Genomic DNA, 560 nt, shown 5'->3' on the forward strand with positions numbered 1-560 from the left:
TCGCGGCGCACGCGCATCTATCTATGGCTCAGAGGCGATTTCCGGCGTAATCAACATTATTACTCGAGCAAGTATTGATGATGATGCAAGCCGAGTGTCGGCGGGTTATGGCTCCAACAATCATAAAAAAGGCACGTTTGCCGTATCTAAACCTGTAGGTGAAGGTAAGCACATCAAAGGGGTATTAGGTTACGAGAAAACGGATGGTTTTAACGTTAAACCTTTGCCGGGTTTGAATGATGGCGATGAGCACGGATTTGAAACGTTGAACCTTAAATTAGGTTACCAGCAAAACTTTTCTGATAATTTTTCTGGTTACGTTGGCTTTAGTACATACAGCAACGAATACGACTATGACAACAGCAGTTATGGCAATCCTGGGTGGGGAACAGTAGATAAGCACGAAAAGAAAACGGGTGAAGTGGAATACGTAGGTGCAGATTTGTCACTTGAGTATTCTAAAGATGTTTACACTTCTGAGTTGAAGTTAGCTTACGGTCAACAAGACAACTATGACCTTAAATCGGGCCAAAGTAAGTCGACCGGCGATCACGTGGCCA

At 43.9% G+C, this 560-nt stretch carries 1 pseudogene; it reads left to right on the forward strand.

What is annotated here, in order from left to right:
- Positions 1-560 (forward strand): annotated as a pseudogene (locus R7Q11_RS28410) (TonB-dependent receptor); the annotation flags it as partial.

It is taken from the genome of Vibrio sp. 970 (genome assembly GCF_033339075.1).